The organism is Streptomyces sp. UC4497 (assembly GCF_054871485.1).
Genome location: NZ_JBTYHB010000027.1, coordinates 98,243 through 117,638 on the forward strand (window position 1 = coordinate 98,243; position 19,396 = coordinate 117,638).

Sequence of the window (19,396 nt, forward strand, 5' to 3'; positions counted from 1 at the left end):
CACGTTAGGCAGATATATACCGCAAATCAAACGCGAAACGGGCTAATCACCCTTGTGCCGCAACGAACTGGACAGTCTCAGAGTTCCTCTTCAGTGATCGAGCCCTCTTCGAAGTCGTCGAGGTCCGCCATGAATCGCTCCAGACGCCTTGCCGCACCGGCGAGATCGTGTTTGGCCGCGGCCGTGACGGCCAGCAGCTTCCGGGTCAGCGCCATCCGTACGCCCTCCGGGACTTGCAGTGTGCGCACTCTGGCGTGCGCTTCCTTGAGTTGGTCCGCGACCGCCGCGTACAGCTGGAGTTGGCCGTCGTGTTCCATGCACAGATTGTGCCATCTGGGGCGAGTTGTCGCCTCCGCAGGGTGCAACTCCCGCCCCAGAAGGCCCTTCTGGAGCCTCGCACAACGTGCTCGCCCAGCGTGCCTCCGAAACACGCGTACCCGTGGAACACCCCTGGTATTCAAGGGAGTTGAGAGGCCCCGGCCCCCCCTCGCGCAGGGCCCCGGAGGGGCTTTGGAGCCGGACACAGAAGTACCCCCAACCGGTGCACGATTGGGGGTACGAGGCCCTGTGGATGTGGCCTGAATAAGCCTTGCCGGTCTACGGATCCGTGAGAGGAACCCCAGGAGTCCGGTCGGCTCAGACCTGGACCGTCTGCGGCTTGAAGACCGGACGCTTCGCCTCGTAGGCGGCGATGTCCTCCTCGTTGCGCAGCGTGATGCTGATGTCGTCGAGCCCGTTCAGCAGCCGCCAGCGGGAGTTCTCGTCCAGTTCGAAGGACGCGGTGACGCCCTCGGCCCGAACTTCGCGCTCCTGGAGGTCGACCGTGATCTCGGCCTGCGGGTCGTTCTCCACCAGCTCCCACAGCGTGTCCACGACCTTCTGGTCGAGAACCACGGTCAGCAGACCGTTCTTGAGGGAGTTGCCGCGGAAGATGTCCGCGAAGCGGGAGGAGATGACGGCCTTGAAGCCGTAGTTCTGCAGGGCCCAGACGGCGTGCTCACGGGACGATCCGGTGCCGAAGTCGGGACCGGCCACCAGGACGGTGGCGCCCTCGCGCTCGGGCTTGTTGAGCACGAACTCGGAGTCCTTGCGCCAGGCCTCGAACAGCCCGTCCTCGAACCCGTCCCGCGTCACCTTCTTGAGCCAGTGGGCGGGGATGATCTGGTCGGTGTCGACGTTGCTGCGGCGCAGCGGGACGGCCCGGCCGGTGTGCGTGGTGAATGCTTCCATGACTCTCAGACTCCAGCGGCGACAGGGGTGTCGGACAGGTCGGCCGGCGAGGCCAGGTGGCCCAGAACGGCGGTGGCCGCGGCGACCTGGGGCGAGACCAGGTGGGTGCGGCCACCCTTGCCCTGCCGGCCCTCGAAGTTGCGGTTGGAGGTGGACGCGGAGCGCTCGCCGGGAGCGAGTTGGTCCGGGTTCATGCCCAGGCACATGGAGCAGCCCGCGTAGCGCCACTCGGCGCCGGCCTCCTTGAAGACCTTGTCCAGGCCCTCCTCGACGGCCTGCAGGCCCACCCGCGCGGAGCCGGGAACGACCAGCATCCGCAGCCCGTCGGCGATTTTGCGGCCCTTGAGGATCTCGGCGACGGCGCGCAGGTCCTCCATGCGGCCGTTGGTGCAGGAGCCTACGAAGACGGTGTCGACCTTGACGTCGCGCAGCGCCTGCCCGGCCTCCAACCCCATGTACTCCAGGGCCTTTTCGGCGGCGTACCGCTCCGAAGCGTCTTCGTACGAAGCCGGGTCGGGGATGTTCGCCGAAAGGGGCGCTCCCTGACCGGGGTTGGTGCCCCAGGTCACGAACGGCGACAGCTCGTCGGCCTTGATGAAGACCTCGGCGTCGAAGACCGCGTCGTCGTCCGTCTTCAGCGTCTTCCAGTACTCGACGGCCGCGTCCCAGTCGGCGCCCTTGGGGGCGTGCGGACGGCCTTCCAGGTACGCGAAGGTCGTCTCGTCGGGGGCGACCATGCCCGCGCGGGCACCGGCCTCGATGGACATGTTGCAGATGGTCATCCGCGCTTCCATCGACAGCTTCTCGATGGCCGAGCCGCGGTACTCCAGGATGTAGCCCTGGCCGCCGCCGGTGCCGATCTTCGCGATGATGGCGAGGATCAGGTCCTTGGCGGTGACACCCTCGGGCAGTTCGCCGTCGACGGTGATCGCCATCGTCTTCGGCCGCCACATCGGCAGCGTCTGCGTGGCCAGCACGTGCTCGACCTGCGAGGTGCCGATGCCGAACGCCAGGCCACCGAAGGCGCCGTGCGTCGAGGTGTGGGAGTCGCCACAGACGACGGTGGTGCCCGGCTGCGTCAGGCCCAGCTGCGGGCCCACGACGTGCACGACGCCCTGCTCGACGTCGCCCAGCGAGTGCAGGCGGACCCCGAACTCGGCCGCGTTCTTGCGCAGCGTCTCCAGCTGCACGCGCGAGACCGGGTCGGCGATCGGCTTGTCGATGTCGAGGGTCGGGGTGTTGTGGTCCTCGGTGGCGATGGTGAGGTCGGTGCGCCGCACCTGACGTCCCGCCTGGCGGAGGCCGTCGAAGGCCTGCGGGCTGGTCACCTCGTGCAGCAGGTGCAGATCGATGAAGAGGAGGTCGGGCTCGCCCTCGGCGCGCCGGACGACGTGGTCGTCCCAGACCTTCTCCGCGAGTGTCCTACCCATCGCTTTCCCTCCGGCCGGCTTGAGGTGCGCCGGCCCAACTAGAGATTTCGGATCGCCGTCGCCCGTACCCCTCGTACCGGACGTCAACGGCCGGGCCCGTTTGGTCCACGGGCCGGTGTGACGTACAGGGTGGCAAGTTCCACGGAAAATTGAACTTGCGTTTCACAGAGTGAGACGGGAGTATCGACGCATGGACAACAGTAGCGGCGTCGGCGTTCTGGACAAGGCAGCCCTTGTCCTGGGCGCTCTGGAGTCCGGACCCGCGACCCTCGCAGGCCTTGTCGCGGCCACCGGACTGGCAAGACCCACAGCCCACCGCCTGGCGGTGGCCCTTGAACACCACCGCATGGTGGCGCGTGACATGCAGGGCCGTTTCATTCTCGGCCCGCGCCTCGCGGAACTCTCGGCGGCGGCCGGCGAGGACCGCCTCCTCGCGACGGCGGGCCCGGTGCTCACGCACCTTCGGGACGTCACGGGCGAGAGCGCCCAGCTCTACCGCCGCCAGGGCGACATGCGCATCTGCGTCGCCGCGGCGGAGCGGCTCTCCGGACTGCGGGACACGGTCCCGGTGGGCTCCACCCTCACGATGAAGGCGGGTTCCTCCGCGCAGATCCTGATGGCCTGGGAGGAGCCGGAGCGCCTGCACCGGGGACTCCAGGGCGCCCGCTTCACGGCGACGGCCCTGTCGGGCGTCAGGCGCCGCGGCTGGGCCCAGTCGATCGGCGAGCGGGAGCCGGGCGTCGCGTCCGTCTCCGCGCCCGTGCGCGGCCCCTCCAACCGCGTCGTGGCCGCGGTCTCGGTCTCCGGGCCGATCGAGCGCCTCACGCGCCACCCGGGCCGGATGCACGCCCAGGCGATCATCGACGCCGCGGGCCGCCTCTCCGAGGCCCTGCGCCGCACCGGTTGATCCGGTTGCCCCAACTCCCCTTACGTTCCCTGCCCGTTCCCGGCCGGTCGCTTCAACGCCGCAGCGACCGGCCGGAGTTGTCCACTCCCGGCTTCAACTCCCGTACGTGTGGCCGCACATGTCACGGCAGCACATGTCACGGCATACGAAAAGGGCCCTTCCCGACTTCGGGAAGGGCCTTGATCGTTCGCGAGTACCCCCGACCGGATTCGAACCGGCGCTACCGCCTTGAGAGGGCGGCGTGCTAGGCCGCTACACAACGGGGGCCTTGACCACTTGCGTGATCAGCTGGTCTACCAGGACTCGAACCTAGAATGACGGTACCAGAAACCGTAGTGTTGCCAATTACACCATAGACCACTGAAGTTCAAGACCTTGCGGCCCACGAACTCAATGCGTACCCCCGACCGGATTCGAACCGGCGCTACCGCCTTGAGAGGGCGGCGTGCTAGGCCGCTACACAACGGGGGCCCTAGCGATCCTGCATCAGAGTCGGTGGGAGCTACCCAGGCCGTCCCCGCGGGAAGGATCTGTACCCCCGACCGGATTCGAACCGGCGCTACCGCCTTGAGAGGGCGGCGTGCTAGGCCGCTACACAACGGGGGCTTTGTGGATGCCATATCCACGGTTGCAGATGAGCTCTGCGAGCTGGCCTACCAGGACTCGAACCTAGACTAACGGAACCAGAAACCGTCGTGCTGCCAATTACACCATAGGCCACCGAAGCGCCACCCCCGAGGGGATCTTGCTTGGCTTGCGCTTCCGGGACCCGGGCTTTTCGGCCCGCTCCCCTTGGCGCAGAAAGAACATTACCCGAAGGTGGACTGCGCTCCAAAACGGGTATCCCCCGCCAACAGCGCAGGCAGTTGCTCGAGCCCTGTGATGCGTACGAGTTCGGGCCTTCCGCCCAGTTCCGCGCGGTCGAGCCAGATTCCGCTCAGGCCCGCGTCGACGGCTCCGCGGGCGTCCGTGTCCGGCTGATCGCCGACGTACGCGATCTCGTGCGGCTCCAGGGAGAGCTCCTCGCAGACGGCGTGGAAGGCGGCCGCTTCGGGCTTGGCGACGCCGAGTTCGGCGGCGCACAGGACGGCCTCGAAGCGGTCGCGCACGCCGAGCACGCGCAGCTTGCGGTCCTGGTTGTGCAGCGAGGAGTTGGACAGCACGGCGTGCCGGTAGCCGTGGGCGAGGGTGTCGAGGGCCGGGACAGTGTCGGGGAAGAGGCTCCACGCGGCCTCGTAGTGGCCGAGATAGCGGGCGAACCAGCCGTCGGCCTCCTCGGCCTCCATGGCGCGCCCCACGAAGCTGCGCACGCGGTCCCTGCGCTGCCCCTCCCAGTCGGACTCCCCCGCCTCGAACCGGGCCCAGTGCTCGCGCGTCGCGGCCCGCCACCGCACGAGCGCCTCCTCGACGCTCCCGAAGCCGTCGAGCAGCCCCTCCGCGTCGAGGTGGGCCCGCATGCCGACGGTGTCGGCCGTCGCGTAGTCGAAGAGGGTGTCATCGATGTCCCAGACGATGGCCTTGATCGGAGTGCTGTGCGGCATGTCACGACCGTAACGCCGAAAGACCCGGAAGCCGTCCGCTTCCGGGTCTTTCAGAGGGCTACGCGCGCGTGCTTACGCGGTGAGCTTCGCCAGGGCCGCGTCGATGCGGGCGAAGGTCGTCTCCTTGCCCAGGATCTCCAGGGACTCGAAGAGGGGCAGGCCGATCGTGCGGCCGGTGACGGCCACCCGGACCGGGGCCTGGGCCTTGCCGAGCTTGAGGCCGTGGGCCTCGCCGGCGGCCAGGACGGCCTCCTTGAGGGACTCGGGCGAGTTCCAGTCGGCCGCGTCCAGCTTCTCGCGGGCCGTGCGCAGGAGCGCGTCGGAGCCCTCCTTCATGGCCTTCGTCCAGCTCGCCTCGTCGAAGACCGGCTCCGGGAGGAAGAGGAAGTCCACGTTGTCCGTGATCTCGGAGAGGACCTTGAGGCGGGTCTGGGCGTGGGGGGCGATCGCCGCCCACTTCGCCTCGTCGAAGTCCTCCGGGGCCCACGGAGCGAAGGGGGCCTTCAGCCACGGGGCGCAGCGCTCCGCGAACTCCTTCGGATCGAGCAGGCGGATGTGGTCGCCGTTGATCGACTCGCACTTCTTGAGGTCGAAGCGGGCCGGGTTCGGCTGGACGTCCTTGACGTCGAAGGCCGCGACCATCTCGTCGATGGAGAAGATGTCGCGGTCCGCGGAGAGGGACCAGCCGAGGAGCGAGAGGTAGTTGAGCAGGCCCTCCGGGAGGAAGCCGCGCTCGCGGTAGAGGTTGAGGCTGCTCTGCGGGTCGCGCTTCGACAGCTTCTTGTTGCCCTCGCCCATGACGTACGGGAGGTGGCCGAACTCGGGGACCAGCTTGGCGATGCCCAGGTCCTTGAGCGCCCAGTAGAGGGCGATCTGGCGCGGAGTGGAGGAGAGCAGGTCCTCGCCGCGCAGGACGTGGGTGATCTCCATCAGCGCGTCGTCGACCGGGTTGACGAGCGTGTAGAGCGGGGCGCCGTTGGCACGGACGATGCCGTAGTCCGGGACGTTCTCCGGCTCGTACGAGATCTCGCCGCGGACCAGGTCGTTGAACGTGATCCGCTCGTCGGGCATGCGGAAGCGGACGATGGGCTTGCGGCCCTCGGCCTCGTACGCGGCCTTCTGCTCGGCGGTGAGGTCGCGGCAGTGGCCGTCGTAGCCGGAGGGCTTGCCGGCGGCGCGGGCCGCCTCGCGGCGCTCGTCCAGCTCCTCGGTGGAGCAGTAGCAGGGGTACGCCTTGCCGGCGGCGAGGAGCTTGTCGGCGACGTCCTTGTAGATGTCCATCCGCTGGGACTGGCGGTACGGCGCGTGCGGGCCGCCGACCTCGGGGCCCTCGTCCCAGTCGAAGCCGAGCCAGCGCATCGCGTCGAGGAGCTGCTCGTACGACTCCTCGCTGTCGCGGGCCGCGTCGGTGTCCTCGATGCGGAAGACCAGGGTGCCCTGGTTGTGGCGCGCGAAGGCCCAGTTGAACAGGGCGGTGCGGACCAGGCCCACGTGGGGGTTACCGGTGGGCGAGGGGCAGAAACGGACGCGTACGGGTGCGCTAGCCACGCTTGACAACCTTGTTGGTGAGAGTGCCGATGCCTTCGATGCTGACGGCGACCTCGTCGCCGACGCTGAGCGGGCCGACCCCTTCCGGGGTGCCCGTGAGGATGACGTCGCCGGGGAGCAGCGTCATGGCCTCGGAGATGTTGACGACCAGGTCCTCGATGGACGTGATCATCTGCGACGTGCGGCCGAGCTGACGCTGTTGGCCGTTGACCGTGCACTGGATCGTGAGGTCGGAGGCCTGCTCCAGGGTGAGGTCGGTCTCGACCCAGGGGCCCAGCGGGCAGGACGTGTCGAAGCCCTTGGCCCGCGCCCACTGCTTCTCGCGCTTCTGCACGTCGCGTGCGGTGACGTCGTTGGCGGCGGTGTAGCCGAAGATGACGTCCTTGACGCGCTCGCGCGGGACCTCGCGGCACATGCGGCCGATGACGACGGCGAGCTCCGCCTCGTGGTGCAGTTCCTCGGAGAAGCCGGGGTACTGGATCTCGGCGTCGGGGCCGATCACCGACGTCGACGGCTTGAAGAAGGCGAAGGGGGTGTCCGGGACCTCGTTGCCCAGTTCCTTCGCGTGCTCCGCGTAGTTGCGGCCGAAGGCGATCACCTTGTTCGGGAGCACGGGGGGCAGCAGCCGGACCTTGCTGACCGGGACCTTGGTACCGGAGAGTTCGTAGTCCGCGAACGGGATGCCCTTGATGATGTCGAGGACGAGCTCGTCTGGCTTGTCGCCCTCGACCGCGCCGAAGGCGACGTTCCCGTCGATGGAGAATCTGGCGATGCGCACGGTCTGCTGCGCCCCTTTTTCTGGCGTTGATCCGGGTGGGATGTGACCGACCCAGGCTAACGCGGTGGGGCCTGCGCCGTCGGCCCGGTTGTTACGCCGCCGGGGCGGTCTCCGGCGCCTTCATCAGGATCGTGCGCTTGGGGTTGGCCGTGTTCGTGGGGAGCGTCGCCGGGTGTTCCGGGACGGCCGGCGCGGCCTGGATCTCCTCGGCGTCCGCGAGGTGCGCCAGCGTCGTGCGCCGCGGGTTGGCAATGTTCTGGAACATCATCGTCTTCGTCATGACTGTGCTCGGGAACCTTCTCCGTAGTCTGATGTGCAGTCTGGTGGGCCATCCCTTTTCAACGTCAGGCTAAACATCTGATTCCCGCCGAAAGCCGGGAAGTTACGATCACCAGCATGTGAGTTTGCTCACGGAGTACCTCGCAAATGGGGCACTTCGGGCCGCCAACTCCCGCCCGCGAAACGGACATTACGCGACTGAAGCCACTATTCCGCTCCCGATCACGGCGGCCGGGACACCCCCCTGGCGTACGCGGAAAGTCCCGCAATGACCGGGTTGAAGCAGGTCGAGTTGCACGTCCCGTGACTCTCCTCTTACGTCGCGTCACACAGGGTGCGGCAGTCCCCACGGGCCTTGTTGGAGATCCTGCACTGTGCTGGAATCGCGTGGACCGCCGCAGGTACAGAACCGGCGCGCACGGGCGCACAGCAGCGCCGAGCAGCGGCGGAGAGGGGGAACCAGCGCCGGTCACTCACGACCAAGGGGGACGTTTCAGGTCGCCCCCCGAACGACGCCGACACCGTCTTGTCCGTGCTTACGGGCGGGGCGCCTGGTCCAGAGGTTGCGACGCTAGTGCAGGGACGTAAGAACAGGGATGGCAGCGCTGCGGCGGAGCCGGAGCCGCGCGGCGGGACCGGCCCGACAGCCGGCGGCACCCGGCCCCCGCACGCCCAGAACCCGGGACGCACCGCGTCCGTCGACACCTCGGAGGCCGACGGCAGGAGCGGGGCTTCCGGCTCGGGCACGCCGTCCTCGGCGAAGCCCAAGGGCCCCACGGGGCCCGGTTCGCGAATGGCGCTGCGCAACTGGCGCATCTCCACGCGCCTCGTCTCGCTGCTCGCGCTCCCCGTGGTCGCCGCGACCTCGCTGGGCGCGCTGCGCATCGCCGAGTCCCTGAACGACATCCAGCAGCTCGACAACATGAAGCTGCTGACGGAGATGACCAAGCAGGCGACCGAGCTGGCGTCGGCGCTCCAGGAGGAGCGCGACCAGGCCGCGGGCCCGCTGTCGAACGGCTCCTCGACGAGCGACTTCAACGTCAAGTCGACGCGCGAGAAGACCAACCGCGCCCAGACCACGTTCCTGCAGAGCACCACCGACATCAAGGCCGACGGCGAGACCGGCAGCCTCAACGGTGTGCGCGAGCACGCGGTGCAGATCGCCAGCGAGCTGAACACCCTCAGCAAGATCCGGCAGGGGGCGTACGAGGACAAGTCGAACTCCTCGCAGACCGTCGACTCCTACAGCCGGATCATCGACGAGCTACTCTCCCTGTCCACGGACATGGCGCAGGCGACCAGCAGCCCCGAGATGATCCAGCGCACGCGCGCGCTGGCGGCGTTCTCCTCCGCCAAGGAGTACGCCTCGGAGCAGCGCGCCATCATCGCGGCCGCCCTGCCGCCGAACAGCGCCCGCTTCGGCAAGCTCTCCGAGACCGACCGCCAGTACGGGCTCGCCGCGGCCGAGAACCAGAAGTCGCAGCTGCAGTCCTTCAAGGCCGTGTACGGCGCCGTGCCCGCGCAGGAGCTGCTGAAGCCGATCGAGGAGAACAACTCCACGATCACGGCCGCGGACACCTACGCGAACCGCGTGCTGCAGAAGCCCGACGGCATCAAGACGCAGGACAAGCGCTCGTACAAGGACTGGGTCGACGCGGACACCACGCGCATCCAGGAAATGTCCAAGATCGAGCTGACGCTGCTCAACCAGATGGAGCAGCAGGCCCGCGAGCTGCGCAACGCCTCCGAGCGCTCGGCCATCATCAACGGTGCGCTGATCCTGCTCGTGCTCGGCGTCTCGCTCGTCGGCGCCTTCGTCGTGGCCCGCTCCATGATCCGCTCGCTGCGCCGGCTCCAGGACACCGCGACCAAGGTCGCCCAGGACCGCCTGCCCGAGCTGGTCCGCGAGCTGTCCGAGTCCGACCCGCAGGACATCGACACGTCCGTGGAGTCGGTCGGCGTGCACTCGCGCGACGAGATCGGCAAGGTGGCCGCGGCCTTCGACGACGTGCACCGCGAGGCCGTGCGTCTCGCCGCCGAGCAGGCCCTCCTGCGAGGCAACGTCAACGCGATGTTCACCAACCTCTCGCGCCGTTCGCAGGGCCTCATCCAGCGTCAGCTCTCCCTCATCTCCGAGCTGGAGTCCCGCGAGGCCGACCCGGACCAGCTGTCGTCGCTGTTCAAGCTCGACCACCTCGCGACCCGCATGCGCCGTAACGGTGAGAACCTCCTCGTTCTCGCCGGTGAGGAGCCCGGTCGCCGCTGGACCCGGCCCGTGCCGCTCGTCGACGTGCTGCGTGCCGCCGCGTCCGAGGTGGAGCAGTACGAACGTATTGAGCTGGCCGCCGTACCCGCGACCGACGTCGCCGGCCGCGTGGTCAACGACCTCGTGCACCTGCTCGCCGAGCTGCTTGAGAACGCGACCTCGTTCTCCTCGCCGCAGACCAAGGTGAAGGTGACCGGTCACGCGCTGCCCGACGGGCGTGTGCTGATCGAGATCCACGACACCGGCATCGGCCTCTCCCCCGAGGACCTCGCCGCGATCAACGAGCGGCTCGCGTCGCCGCCCACCGTGGACGTCTCCGTGTCGCGTCGCATGGGTCTGTTCGTGGTCGGTCGTCTGTCGCAGCGCCACGGCATCCGCATACAGCTCCGCCCCTCCGACTCCGGTGGTACGACCGCGCTGGTCATGCTGCCCGTGGATGTCGCGCAGGGCGGCAAGAAGCCTTCCGGCAAGGGTGGCCCCGGTGGTTCCGGTGGTCCGGCCGCCGCGCAGGCCGCGGCCGGTGTCGCCGCCGCGCGGCGCGGCCAGGCGCCCGGCAACGCCGGTGGCCCTGCCGGTCTCCTCGGCGGTGGCTCCGGTGCCCCCGGCGGGCGGCCGCAGGTCGGTGCCGGTACGGGTGGGCCGCGTGCGGCGCTGCCCGGGCGCGGTGGCCCGCAGGCGCCGGCCGGTTCCGGCGCCAACGGCCCCTCGGGTCCCTCCAACCCTTCCGGCCCCTCCGCTCCCGACGCGTTCAGCAAGGGGCAGGCGCCCGGCGGCCCCGTGCCGCCGCAGCAGCGCACCCACAGCGACCCCAACGAGCCGCGGGGCCGGCGTCCGGTGCTGCCCCCGCGCGGTGGCCCGCGTGCCGAGCTGCCCGGTGGCAACCCGCAGCCCCGTACGCCGAGTTGGAGCGACGAGAACGCGCAGCCGAACCTGGACGCTCCGCGCGGTCACGACGAGCCGGACTCCACGGCCCAGTTCCCGCGCGTCCACGACGACCGCCAGGGTCCGCCCCGGCAGGGTGGCCGCGGCCCGTCGCAGGACTCCGGCCAGTTCGTCCGCTCGGACGTCTTCGGCCCGCGTGACGGCAACACCGGCAACACCGGCGGTCCCGACGCGGCGAACGGCTTCCGGGACGGCGGCCTGACCGGCCGTCAGGACCCGTCCGCCACCGGCCAGTTCGAGCAGCCGCAGGGCGGCCGGTCGGGCACCGGCCGGCACCAGCGTCCGCAGGACCCGGGCACCGCCCAGTTCCCGCGTGTCCAGGACCCGTCCGCCACCGGTCAGTACGACCAGCAGCAGGGCGGCCCCTCCGCCACCGGCCGGTTCGCGCAGCCGCAGGGCTCGTCGGACGGCGGCGGCTTCCCGCGCCCGCAGGACCCCTCGTCCGGCACGGGCCAGTTCCCGCGCTCCCAGGACCCGGCGAACACCGGTCAGTACAACCAGGCACAGGGCGACCCGTCGGCCACCGGTCAGTTCCAGAACCCGCAGGAGCCGTCGAGCACCGCTCAGTTCCCGCGCGTCCAGGACCCGTCCACCACCGGCCGGTTCAACCAGCCGCAGGACCCGTCCGACAGCGGCGGCTTCCCGCGCCCGCAAGACCCCTCGTCCGGCAGCGGCCAGTACAACCGCCCGCCGAGCGACCCGGCGAACACCGGCCAGTACGCGCAGCCCCAGGGCCGCTCGGCCACCGGCCAGTTCGAGTTCACGCCCCCGAAGCCGCCGCAGCGCAACGGCGCCCAGGACCAGGGCATCCCGGCGCAGCCCTCGCAGGAGGACTTCCTGCCGCCGGGCGACAACTCGGGCGGGGACGGCCGTACGCCGCTGTACGACACGCTGGAGACGAACTGGTTCCACGGCCAGAACGGCCAGAGCCAGGGTCAGGGTCAGAACCAGGGCCAGGGCCAGAGCCAGAACGGTCGGAACCAGAACGGGCAGGGCCGCAGCCAGGGCATGCAGTCGCCGGGTGGGCGTCCCGACCAGGGTCTCCCCCAGCGGCAGCAGGGCCAGGCCCCCTCGCGCCCCGCCGCGTCCCCGGACCCGGCCGAGGCCAACTGGCGGCAGTCCCCCAACGACGACCTGATGCGCCAGGCCGAGCGGGTGCGCAAGCCCGCCGCGGGCGGCGTCACCCACTCCGGTCTCCCCCGCCGTGTGCCGAGGGCGAACCTTGTGGCGGGCACCGCTCAGGAGCAGCAGACTCAGACCGGTCCTCAGGTCTCGCGCGCGCCCGACGAGGTGCGCGGTCGGCTGACCAATCTCCGTCGGGGCATTCAGCAGGGGCGGCAGGCCGGCAACACCGGCAGCTACCCCCGCCCCACTCACCAGCAGGAGCGTTAGTTGAGCCAGATGAGCCAGGCGGCACAGAACCTGAACTGGTTGATCACGAACTTCGTGGACAACACACCGGGTGTCTCTCACACGGTCGTGGTGTCCGCGGACGGGCTGCTGCTCGCGATGTCCGAGGGGTTCCCGCGCGACCGCGCGGACCAGTTGGCGGCCGTGGCGTCGGGTCTCACCTCGCTCACGGCCGGCGCGTCCCGGATCTTCGAGGGCGGCCCGGTGAACCAGACGGTCGTGGAGATGGAGCGCGGCTTCCTCTTCATCATGTCCATCTCGGACGGCTCGTCGCTCGCCGTGCTCGCACACCCCGACTGCGACATCGGCCTCGTCGGCTACGAGATGGCTCTGATGGTCGACCGCGCGGGCTCGGTGCTCACGCCCGATCTGCGCGCCGAACTCCAGGGCAGCCTGCTGCACTGAGGTCCGTAACGGCCGGTAACCCCGGCCACCCCCGCAGTCTGCTTCATCGGCAGCCCCGGAATCCAGTCAGCTCACGCAATCCGCACACCCCGATATTCCGCCGTCACAATCCCCCCACCGGCCCACCCTCAGACGGCAGGCCCCCGCACTTGTCGTCCCGCCCGGAGGATCCATGACCCCGCCCACCGACTCACACGACCCGTACGGCGCCACCGCCCACGCCGGGTACGGCTTCGAGGGCGACCAGCCCCTGGTCCGCCCCTACGCGATGACCGGTGGCCGGACCCGCCCGCGCTACCAGCTCGCCATCGAGGCGCTGGTGAGCACGACGGCCGACCCCGCGGCCCTGGTGACGCTGCTGCCGGAGCACCAGCGCATCTGCCACCTGTGCCGCGAGGTGAAGTCGGTGGCCGAGGTCTCGGCGCTGCTGTCGATGCCGCTCGGTGTGGCCCGGATCCTCGTCGCGGACCTGGCCGAGGCCGGGCTCGTCGCCATTCACCAGCCGGGCGGCGACGAGGCCAACGGCGGTGCGCCGGACGTGACTCTGCTCGAAAGGGTGCTCAGTGGACTTCGCAAGCTCTGACGGTTCCGTGGGAACCGCCCGTGCCACCACCTCGGCGAAGATCGTGGTGGCGGGCGGCTTCGGCGTCGGCAAGACCACGTTCGTCGGGGCGGTCTCCGAGATCAACCCGCTGCGCACCGAGGCCGTGATGACCTCGGCGAGCGCGGGGATCGACGACCTGACCCACACCGGGGACAAGACGACGACCACCGTCGCCATGGACTTCGGCCGCATCACGCTCGACCAGGACCTGATCCTGTACCTCTTCGGTACGCCGGGCCAGGACCGCTTCTGGTTCATGTGGGACGACCTGGTGCGCGGCGCGATCGGCGCCGTCGTCCTCGTCGACACCCGCCGCCTCGCCGACTGCTTCCCCGCGGTCGACTACTTCGAGAACTCCGGCCTGCCCTTCGTCATCGCCCTCAACGGCTTCGACGGGCACCAGCCGTACGCCCCCGAAGAGGTGCGCGAGGCCCTGCAGATCGGCCCCGACACCCCGATCATCACGACGGACGCCCGCCACCGCGCCGACGCGAAGAGCGGCCTGATCACGCTGGTGGAGCACGCCCTCATGGCCCGCCTGAAGTAGCGACGCCGGTCAAAATCGGTCGGTTCTCGGTCAGTAAGTGGCTGGATCCATACGGCAGTTGTCGTAGCCCATTCGGCGCCGCCTGTGGCCTTTGACACGCCGGGCCCTGGTGTTCATAACGTTTCGAAAGAGAATTCCCAGGGCACCGACACACGTCGCGCACAGCCGGTTCCACTGCGCTCACAAGAGCCCCGCCTTTTGGCGGGGCTCGCTCTTTATGACCGTTTTATCTGGGGTGTGCGTCACCCGGAGCTTCCGCTTCCGACTGTTTGGAAGTGCGCCTCCTGACGTGCTGGAATGCGCTGAACTGCCCAGTAGGAATGGGCCTGGAGACATACCGCGGCACAACGTAGGTGCCGACGCCGAGAGGTTGTTGGTCGAGTGAGGCGAAGCAAGAACAGTCCCGAGCCGGTCTCGGCGCGGGGCAACTTCACCCCGCCCCCGCGCGACGCGGCGCGGACCGCACCGGCGGCCGAGGCCACGGCGCCGGCATCGTCGGGCGGACGCATGTCCCCCCGTAACTGGCGTGTACCCACCAAGCTGAACGCCATCCTCCTGATACCCGTGCTCGTCGGCCTCGTCATGGGTGGCTTCCAGGTGTCGAACTCGATCGACACCTGGCAGGAGGCCGAGGACGCCGAGAGCACCGCACGTCTCGTGCAGGCCTCCCTGACGTACGGCAACCGCCTCATCGAGGAGCGCGACAGCACCGCCGCGCCCCTCCTCCAGGGCAAGACGGACGACCCCCAGGTCGCCAAGGCCCGGCAGGCCACGGACGCCGCCGCCGACAAGTTCCACGCCGCGGCCGAGAACATGCCGCAGAAGGAAGGCCTCCAGCGCCGCATGGCGCAGTTCACCAAGGTCGAGCCCCAGCTGAAGAAGCTGCGCGCGGCCGCCTACACCTCGAAGCTGCCCGGTGTGCAGACCGAAGAGGGCTACGTCGCCATCCAGCACCCGCTGATGGAGTTCGCCAACGAGCTCGGCCTCGGCACCGGCAACATCACCAGCTACGGCCGCACCGTCTACGCGATCTCGCTGACCAAGGCGGCGCTCTCGCTGGAGCGGTCCATCGGCATGCACCTCCTGGTGAAGCCGGGCCCCGGCGCCACGAACCTGACCCGTCAGCGCACCGCGCTCGGCAGCTACGCCTACCTCGAGAACATCGCCATCGAGGAGTACAAGGGCGGCGGTACGGCCGAGGACCTCCAGAAGCTCCAGGGCACGATCAAGAGGCTGAAGACCGACGGCGCCAAGCAGGCAGCCGCGGCCAAGGCCAAGGACCCCTCGTACGTCCCGCCGCCGGAGAACACCAAGATGGTGGCCGCCGTGGTGGCGCTGCCCAGCACCCAGCCGAGCGCCCGGCTCGCGCTGGCCCAGAAGGGCGTCACGCCCGAGAACTGGTGGGCGGTCAACACGGCGAAGTTCGACGCCTATCGCACGATCGAGTCGGATCTTGCGGACAAGGCCGTGACCGAGGCCTCCGGGATCGCCGCCGACGCCAAGCGCGAAGCGATCATCATCGGTGCCGCCGTCGTGATCGCCCTGCTCGTCGCCGTCCTGATCGCCGGCCAGATGGCCCGGCAGATGTCCCGCTCGATGCGCCGGCTGCGCACCGCCGCCTTCGACGTGGCCGAGCAGCGCCTGCCGATGCTCGTCGACCAGCTCTCGCGCACCGAGCCGGGCCGGGTGGACACCCGCGTACAGCCGATCCCGATCGTCACGACGGACGAGATCGGCGAGGTCGCCCGCGCCTTCGACCAGGTGCACCGCGAGGCCGTCCGGCTCGCCGCCGAGCAGGCGCTGCTCCGGGGCAACATCAACGCGATCTTCACCAACCTGTCGCGCCGCAACCAGTCGCTGATCGAGGGCCAGCTGACCCTCATCACCGACCTGGAGAACAACGAGGCCGACCCGGACCAGCTGGAGAACCTCTTCCGCCTGGACCACCTCGCGACCCGTATGCGCCGCAACGGCGAGAACCTCCTGGTGCTCGCCGGCGAGGAGCCCGGACGCCGCTGGGACCAGCCGGTCCCGCTGGTCGACGTGCTGCGCGCCGCGACCTCCGAGGTGGAGCAGTACGAGCGCATCGAGCTGGCCGGCGTCCCCGAGGCCGAGATCCACGGCCGCGCGGTCACCGACCTCGTGCACCTGCTCGCCGAGCTTCTGGAGAACGCCACGACGTTCTCCTCGCCGCAGACCAAGGTCCGCGTCACCGCGACCCGTCTCCCGGACGGCCGCGTCATGATCGAGATCCACGACAAGGGCATCGGCCTCACCGCCGAGGACTTCGCGGACATCAACCACAAGCTGGCCAACCCGCCGACGGTGGACGCCGCGATCTCCCAGCGCATGGGCCTGTTCGTGGTCGGCCGCCTGTCGGACCGGCACGGCATCCGCGTGCAGCTGCGCCCCTCGGGCGAGCAGGCGGGCACGACGTCGCTGGTCATGCTGCCCGAGGTCATCACCCACGGTGGTGGCGGCGGGATCCAGCAGGACTCCGAGTTCACCGTCTCGACGATGATCCCGAAGCAGGCCGCGTTCGAGCACACCCCGCTGCGCACGGCCGCCGAACTCGGCTTCGACGACAGCCGTTACGACGTCCCGGACGACGCCCGCGAGCTGGACCCGGTCGGCCGCTCCCTCATGCGTGAGGAGCGCCGTGCGGCCCTGGAGGCGCAGCAGCAGGACGACCCCGCCCAGGACCAGCAGCAGCCGCAACAGGAACGCCCGCTCTTCCGCGACGAGTTCCAGCCACAGCAGCCGCAGCAGGACCGTCCGCCCTTCGCGGAGCAGGACGCGTACGACACCCGGCAGGCCCCGTACGACAACCGTCGCCAGCTCGCCTACGACGATCCGCAGCAGGGTGTCTACGACGAGCACCAGGGCGGCTACGACGGCCGGCAGCAGGGCGGATTCGACGGGTTCGTCCCCGTACAGCCGACCCACGACACCGGACAGCCGGACGGGTTCGCCTCCGGGTACCCCACACAGGACGGGTACCAGGACGGTTATGCGGAAGCGCCGCGGGAGCCGTACAACCCCTTCGAGGCGTCATCGCAGCGGGCGGACTGGCAGGCGCAGGACTCCTACCGGGAGCCCTACCGGGCCGATTTCCAGGGCCCGTTCGGTCCCGAAGCGGAATCCGCTCCGGACACTGCCGCGGCGGACCGGGAACGCGTAGGCTTCGACGGACACGGTGCCACCCCCTCGGATTCGACCGGACCGGCCCCTTCCGCACCCCACGCGCTGACCGACGCCGGTCTGCCGCGGCGCGGTGGCGGTGCCTCGCAGGAGCCGGCGCCGACCCCCCAGCAGGCCCCCGAGACCCGCTCCGAGGACGACACCACCTGGCGCTCGGCCAACGACGCCCGGTGGGAGCGCGCGGAGCAGCTCAAGAAGCCGAAGGCGGGCGGGGTCACCGCGTCCGGGCTGCCGCGCCGGGTGCCCAAGGCCAACCTGGTCGAGGGCACGGCGGAGTCGACGCCGCAGGGCGGCCCACAGGTCTCCCGCGCCCCCGAGGACGTCAGGGGCAGGCTCAGCAACCTGCGTCGCGGCGTACAGCGGGGACGCAGTGAAGGCAGCAGTGATACGAACGGCCAGGGCTTCGGTCCTGACAGCACCTACAACCAGGAGCGTTAGTGTGAGCCCGATGAGCCAGGCGGCACAGAACCTGAACTGGTTGATCACCAACTTCGTGGACAACACCCCCGGTGTGTCCCACACGGTGGTGGTCTCCGCCGACGGACTCCTTCTGGCGATGTCCGAAGGGTTCCCCCGCGACCGCGCCGACCAGCTGGCGGCCGTCGCCTCGGGTCTGACCTCGTTGACCGCGGGCGCCTCCCGCATCTTCGAAGGCGGCCCGGTGAACCAGACAGTTGTGGAGATGGAGCGAGGATTCCTCTTCATCATGTCCATCTCGGACGGCTCTTCTCTCGCCGTCCTTGCACACCCCGAGGCGGACATTGGTCTCGTTGGGTACGAGATGGCCCTTCTTGTCGACCGGGCGGGCACGGTTCTCACGCCGGACCTGCGGGCGGAGCTTCAGGGAAGCCTTCTCAACTAACAAACAGGCAGTGCGTATTCGTGTCCCGGGGCCGTAAGGTTTCGGGACGCGGCTCCACAGTGATGGTGCCCAGCGCAGTCGGAGGAGGAAGTTCGTGTCTGGTTCAGCAACACCCCCGAGCGGTTCGTCGGCCCAGTGGCCGCCCTACGGCCACGGCCAGGGGCGCGGCCAGGCGGGTATGGGTGACGACGGATCCCAGAACCGGTACAACTTCCCGTCTTCCCCGTCGTCGGCGAACCACGCCCGGCCCACCCGGCAGCCCGGTCCCTACGACCAGCCGCCCGCGCCGCGCATCCAGCCCGTGCAGCCGCAGCCGCGTCCCGACGCGAATCCCGCACCCGCCGCCAAGAACAACCCGCTGGTGCGCCCGTACGCCATGACGGGCGGCCGCACAAGGCCGCGGTACCAGCTCGCCATCGAGGCGCTGGTGCACACCACCGCGCAGCCGCACCAGTTGCAGGGCCAACTGCCCGAGCACCAGCGGATCTGCAACCTCTGCCGAGAGATCAAGTCGGTGGCCGAGATCTCGGCCCTCCTGACGATCCCCCTCGGTGTGGCCAGGATTCTCGTCGCCGACCTCGCGGAGGCGGGACTGGTCGCCATCCATCAGCCCGGCGGCGACGAGACCGCCGGCGGCCAGCCAGACGTGACATTGCTCGAAAGGGTGCTCAGTGGACTTCGCAAGCTCTAGCGGAGGGCCGGCTGCTCCAAGCCGTTCCACCACATCGGCGAAGATCGTGGTGGCAGGTGGTTTCGGCGTCGGCAAGACGACGTTCGTGGGCGCCGTCTCCGAGATCAACCCGCTGCGCACCGAGGCCGTCATGACGTCCGCGTCCGCGGGCATCGACGACCTGACCCACACCGGGGACAAGACGACGACCACAGTCGCCATGGACTTCGGCCGCATCACGCTCGACCAGGACCTGATCCTGTACCTCTTCGGTACACCGGGCCAGGACCGCTTCTGGTTCATGTGGGACGACCTGGTGCGCGGCGCGATCGGCGCCGTCGTCCTCGTCGACACCCGCCGCCTCGCCGACTGCTTCCCCGCCGTCGACTACTTCGAGAACTCCGGCCTGCCCTTCGTCATCGCCCTCAACGGCTTCGACGGCGCGCAGCCCTACAACCCGGACGAGGTCCGCGAGGCCCTGCAGATCGGCCCCGACACCCCGATCATCACGACGGACGCCCGCCACCGCGCGGACGCCAAGTCGACGCTGATCACGCTGGTGGAGCATGCGCTGATGGCGCGGCTGCGGTAGGTATTTTCAGCCCCGCAGGGGGCACCTCCCAGCGTTAGCTGGGGGAGATTGAGGCGGGGGGGGGGGGGGGGGGGCCCCCCCCCCCCCCCCCCCCCCCCCCCCGCCCCCCCCCCCCCCCCCCCCCCGGGGCCCCCGCCCCCCCCCCCGGGGGGGGGGCGGGGGGGGGGGGGGGGGCCCGGCCCCC

At 69.8% G+C, this 19,396-nt stretch carries 16 protein-coding genes and 5 tRNA genes; 9 read left to right on the forward strand and 12 right to left on the reverse strand.

Features of this window, described 5'->3' with window-relative positions; translation table 11 throughout:
* Window positions 1–77 precede the first annotated feature (77 nt).
* The 3 genes from ACYSUO_RS30170 to leuC form a co-directional block, all read right to left on the reverse strand.
* Window positions 78–317: an SCO5555 family protein gene (locus ACYSUO_RS30170; RefSeq protein WP_266714505.1), complete on the reverse strand. Its 240-nt coding sequence runs from the start codon at window positions 315–317 to the stop codon at window positions 78–80.
* A 319-nt stretch (window positions 318–636) separates the two neighbouring features.
* Window positions 637–1,230 carry a 3-isopropylmalate dehydratase small subunit gene (leuD, locus tag ACYSUO_RS30175; protein ID WP_461779385.1) on the reverse strand — a complete coding sequence of 198 codons (594 nt, stop codon included), beginning with the start codon at window positions 1,228–1,230 and terminating at the stop codon, window positions 637–639.
* A gap of 5 nt (window positions 1,231–1,235) precedes the next feature.
* Window positions 1,236–2,660, reverse strand: a complete 1,425-nt coding sequence (gene leuC / locus ACYSUO_RS30180; RefSeq protein ID WP_461779386.1) for a 3-isopropylmalate dehydratase large subunit — start codon at window positions 2,658–2,660, stop codon at window positions 1,236–1,238.
* A gap of 190 nt (window positions 2,661–2,850) precedes the next feature.
* Between leuC and ndgR the strand changes: the two genes are divergently transcribed.
* Window positions 2,851–3,567 carry an IclR family transcriptional regulator NdgR gene (gene ndgR, locus ACYSUO_RS30185; protein ID WP_266714499.1) on the forward strand — a complete coding sequence of 239 codons (717 nt, stop codon included), beginning with the start codon at window positions 2,851–2,853 and terminating at the stop codon, window positions 3,565–3,567.
* Window positions 3,568–3,761: 194 nt separating this feature from the next.
* On the opposite strand, the gene ACYSUO_RS30190 is transcribed toward ndgR, so the two are convergent.
* The 9 genes from ACYSUO_RS30190 to ACYSUO_RS30230 form a co-directional block, all read right to left on the reverse strand.
* A tRNA-Glu gene (locus tag ACYSUO_RS30190) sits at window positions 3,762–3,834 on the reverse strand.
* 21 nt (window positions 3,835–3,855) lie between these two features.
* A tRNA-Gln gene (locus ACYSUO_RS30195) sits at window positions 3,856–3,927 on the reverse strand.
* Window positions 3,928–3,965: 38 nt separating this feature from the next.
* Window positions 3,966–4,038, reverse strand: a tRNA-Glu gene (locus ACYSUO_RS30200).
* Window positions 4,039–4,100: 62 nt separating this feature from the next.
* A tRNA-Glu gene (locus ACYSUO_RS30205) sits at window positions 4,101–4,173 on the reverse strand.
* A 42-nt stretch (window positions 4,174–4,215) separates the two neighbouring features.
* A tRNA-Gln gene (locus ACYSUO_RS30210) sits at window positions 4,216–4,287 on the reverse strand.
* Window positions 4,288–4,376: 89 nt separating this feature from the next.
* Window positions 4,377–5,108, reverse strand: coding sequence for an HAD family hydrolase (locus tag ACYSUO_RS30215; RefSeq protein ID WP_461779387.1), 732 nt, complete (start codon window positions 5,106–5,108; stop codon window positions 4,377–4,379).
* 72 nt (window positions 5,109–5,180) lie between these two features.
* The gene (gltX, locus tag ACYSUO_RS30220) at window positions 5,181–6,665 is read right to left on the reverse strand and encodes a glutamate--tRNA ligase (RefSeq protein WP_461779388.1); all 1,485 of its coding nucleotides are present in this window, start codon (window positions 6,663–6,665) and stop codon (window positions 5,181–5,183) included.
* Window positions 6,649–7,434 (reverse strand): fumarylacetoacetate hydrolase family protein, encoded by a 786-nt coding sequence (locus ACYSUO_RS30225; RefSeq protein ID WP_461779389.1) that lies wholly within the window; start codon window positions 7,432–7,434, stop codon window positions 6,649–6,651. Before ACYSUO_RS30225 ends, gltX begins: the two co-directional genes overlap by 17 nt.
* Window positions 7,435–7,525: 91 nt before the next feature.
* Window positions 7,526–7,714, reverse strand: a complete 189-nt coding sequence (locus ACYSUO_RS30230; RefSeq protein WP_461779390.1) for a hypothetical protein — start codon at window positions 7,712–7,714, stop codon at window positions 7,526–7,528.
* Between the two features lie 573 nt (window positions 7,715–8,287).
* Between ACYSUO_RS30230 and ACYSUO_RS30235 the strand changes: the two genes are divergently transcribed.
* From ACYSUO_RS30235 to ACYSUO_RS30270, 8 genes are all read left to right on the forward strand, one after another.
* Window positions 8,288–12,313 carry a sensor histidine kinase gene (locus ACYSUO_RS30235; RefSeq protein WP_461779391.1) on the forward strand — a complete coding sequence of 1,342 codons (4,026 nt, stop codon included), beginning with the start codon at window positions 8,288–8,290 and terminating at the stop codon, window positions 12,311–12,313.
* A 9-nt stretch (window positions 12,314–12,322) separates the two neighbouring features.
* Window positions 12,323–12,736, forward strand: a complete 414-nt coding sequence (locus ACYSUO_RS30240; protein ID WP_306318913.1) for a roadblock/LC7 domain-containing protein — start codon at window positions 12,323–12,325, stop codon at window positions 12,734–12,736.
* A 172-nt stretch (window positions 12,737–12,908) separates the two neighbouring features.
* A complete protein-coding gene (locus tag ACYSUO_RS30245; RefSeq protein WP_266714487.1) occupies window positions 12,909–13,319 on the forward strand; it encodes a DUF742 domain-containing protein in 411 nt (136 codons plus the stop codon).
* Window positions 13,300–13,887 (forward strand): GTP-binding protein, encoded by a 588-nt coding sequence (locus ACYSUO_RS30250; RefSeq protein WP_266714485.1) that lies wholly within the window; start codon window positions 13,300–13,302, stop codon window positions 13,885–13,887. Before ACYSUO_RS30245 ends, ACYSUO_RS30250 begins: the two co-directional genes overlap by 20 nt.
* Before the next feature lie 381 nt (window positions 13,888–14,268).
* Window positions 14,269–17,526, forward strand: coding sequence for a sensor histidine kinase (locus ACYSUO_RS30255; protein ID WP_461779392.1), 3,258 nt, complete (start codon window positions 14,269–14,271; stop codon window positions 17,524–17,526).
* A gap of 10 nt (window positions 17,527–17,536) precedes the next feature.
* Complete coding sequence (locus ACYSUO_RS30260) at window positions 17,537–17,950, forward strand: roadblock/LC7 domain-containing protein (protein ID WP_266714481.1); 414 nt, start codon at window positions 17,537–17,539, stop codon at window positions 17,948–17,950.
* Window positions 17,951–18,044: 94 nt separating this feature from the next.
* On the forward strand, window positions 18,045–18,641 hold the full coding sequence (locus ACYSUO_RS30265) for a DUF742 domain-containing protein (protein WP_371591031.1): 597 nt from the start codon (window positions 18,045–18,047) through the stop codon (window positions 18,639–18,641).
* Window positions 18,622–19,212 (forward strand): GTP-binding protein, encoded by a 591-nt coding sequence (locus ACYSUO_RS30270; RefSeq protein WP_266714479.1) that lies wholly within the window; start codon window positions 18,622–18,624, stop codon window positions 19,210–19,212. Before ACYSUO_RS30265 ends, ACYSUO_RS30270 begins: the two co-directional genes overlap by 20 nt.
* Window positions 19,213–19,396 lie beyond the last annotated feature (184 nt).